Below are 2,546 nucleotides of genomic sequence, written 5' to 3' on the forward strand. Positions count from 1 at the left end.
CCGCAAGGGACCGGCCTCATCGCGCTCCTCTCCGCCTCGTCCTGAAGAGGGGGGCGGCGGTGCAGGGCGCGCAGCGGGGGAAGCAACAGGCGGGGTCGCGCTTTGCCAGGCGGGACCGGTGGCTGGTAGCAGAGCCTCGCCTGCCTGGGCGCGGCGGCGCAGCTCCAGACAGTCCAGAAAGGCCAGTTCCAGAGCCAACTGAGGTGTTCCCAGGCCCTTCTGAAGCAGCTCATTCTGGGCACAAATCCGGGCAAACCCCGTCAATTCCTCCAGCGAGAAATGGCGCGCCAGCTCCTGGATCTGGCGGATCTCCTCATCGCTGCGATCCAGAATCTCAGCTAATGAGGCACCAGCGCGAGCCAGCATAAGAGCACGCCAATACTCCACCAGCTGGACGTTAACCTGACGCAGATCGGCCCCATCCTCAGCCAGCTGATGGATCAGGTGCAGGCCCGTCGCGCTCTCCCCTGCCGCCACCGCCTGCACCAGCTTCTCGATAGCCTGCGGGTCGGCCACGCCTAGCATTGCCTGAACCTGGGCCAGGGTTACCCGTTCCCCTGAGTAAGCGATCGCCTGATCCAGCAGGCTCAGGGCATCGCGCATACCGCCGGAAGCGGCGCGGGCGATCAGCTCAGCGGCTCCTTTTTCCAGCGTTACCCCTTCCTGGCTGGCGATATAGTGCAGGTGGTCTACAATTTGTCGGGTCGTAAAGCGCTTGAAATAGAAGCACTGGCAGCGCGAGATCACCGTGGCCGGCATCTTATGCATATCGGTGGTTGCCAGCACAAAGATCGCATGCTCTGGTGGCTCCTCCAGCGTCTTCAGCAGGGCATTGAAGGCCTCGGTCGTCAGCATATGGGCCTCATCGAGGACATAGACCTTGTACCTGCCGGAGGTGGGGCGCACCATGACCTTCTCGCGCAGCTCGCGGATATTATCAATGCCGCGGTTTGAGGCGGCATCGATCTCAATCACGTCGAAGGAGGTACCGGCGGTAATCTCGCGGCACTGCTGGCACTCATTGCAAGGCTCGCCGTTGCGGGGCTGCTGGCAATTGATCGTTTTCGCGAGCAGGCGGGCGGTTGTCGTTTTGCCAGTGCCGCGCGGGCCGGTAAACAGATAGGCATGGGCCAGCTTGCCGCTGCTGAGCGCGTGCTTGAGCGTCTCGACAACGGCCTCCTGGCCGACCATCTGCTCAAAGGTCTGCGAACGCCACTTGCGATAAAGCGCCTGTGAACTCATATACAGTATCCTCGCGCGGATCGTCCCCTCTGCAATCGCCTGCCTGCTTAATCTGCCGCCCTGGGCATACTTTTCACAAATTCCATCAAGAACGGGTTTGACCTGGCTACTTGGGCCTGGTGGTGCTGGCGCTGGTCCAGATCGAAGCAAAGAACCAGCCGGGTGGGCCTGCGTGCCGTGCCGCGTCGCACCGACAGGGGCAGCGGGCCGCGGAGCGGTAGATGCTGTGCCGTCAGGCGAAGAGCAGAACGGATGCGCGTGTGAGGCAGACGGAAACGCGAGACAGACAGAAAACCGGCTTTCGCCCGGCCCTGCCGCTCAGCGCAATCAGGCAACCCTGCGACGCCCAGAGAGGTCCATTTACCGTTGCTTCCTCACGGACCTGGCGGGGTTCACAGACATCTGCCGCGCAGGACCCAATTGCGCCGAGCGACAGGGCGGGGAGAAAACCGGTCTGTTCCGCTCGTTCTCTCTGACAGGATCTGCCTTCGCGGACCAGGACTTATTGTACACCTGTCCCAGGTGTCTTGTCAAGATTGATGGTGAGTCACCTCTCGGCATGGGAGGCGTAACTCTTGCCGCTCGTGAGACGATTCCCCCCTTCTGGGCAACTTGCCCTGTGGCTAAGCTGGCTGGCTCGCTGCTCAATCCAGGCGCGAGCTGGCTGATGGGGCAGCGTAAACTTCACCATGACTCTATGGAAAATAAGGCGATATTCTTGTACAATGAAAGATATTGGAATCAAGGATGTCTCGTCCGCGCTGACCCACTGCTGGGCCAGCCTGCCGCTGCGAGGCTGCGGAGGTCCTACTATGGGAGATCAGGGAAGCTTATCATCTGGGTCGTCTACCTCTGCCTTTGCAATTCGCCCTGTCCTCTGCTATGCTCAGGCAGATCGCACGTTAGCCAGCCAGTTGAGCACGTACCTCTCCTCTGCGATCGGGGTCAGCGTGAGCGATCTCACTAAAGATGTGCGGCCTGGCCAAGACCGAGAAGACTGGTTGCGGCGGCGCATCAGGGAGGCGAACGTCGTCATTGTCTTGGTCGGTCCCGACTTTCTAGAACATCATCAGCTTGAACAGCAGCTGATCCAGGAGCGCCTGCCGCCGAACGACTGGGCATTTATCCCCATTCGGACCAGCAACGTTTCTCTTGAAGACAAGCCGCTGTTCAAAGGTCGCCAGCTCTTGCCGCGCTCTGGGAAGGCGTTGGTCCAAATGGGTAGGTCTCAGCTTGATAGGGAGTTAGCGCAGATCTGCGAGGAGATCAAGGAGCTCACCAAGCGCTGGCCAGTGCGCCAGGAG

Annotated in this window: 2 protein-coding genes and 1 other RNA gene; 1 reads left to right on the top strand and 2 read right to left on the bottom strand. The window is 60.8% G+C overall.

Going from position 1 to position 2,546, the window contains the following annotated elements; translation table 11 throughout:
- Nucleotides 1-1,242, bottom strand: a 1,242-nt coding sequence (dnaX, locus tag IRZ31_RS21145; protein WP_297157708.1) for a DNA polymerase III subunit gamma/tau, incomplete at its 3' end; no start/stop codon positions are given.
- A 287-nt stretch (nt 1,243-1,529) separates the two neighbouring features.
- Nucleotides 1,530-1,717: signal recognition particle sRNA large type (ffs, locus tag IRZ31_RS21150), an RNA gene on the bottom strand.
- Nucleotides 1,718-1,967: 250 nt separating this feature from the next.
- On the opposite strand from ffs, the gene IRZ31_RS21155 reads away from it, so the two are divergent.
- On the top strand, nt 1,968-2,546 hold a 579-nt coding region (locus IRZ31_RS21155; protein WP_297157711.1), incomplete at its 3' end, for a toll/interleukin-1 receptor domain-containing protein.

Source organism: Thermogemmatispora sp., from assembly GCF_019683635.1.
Lineage (GTDB): Bacteria > Chloroflexota > Ktedonobacteria > Ktedonobacterales > Ktedonobacteraceae > Thermogemmatispora.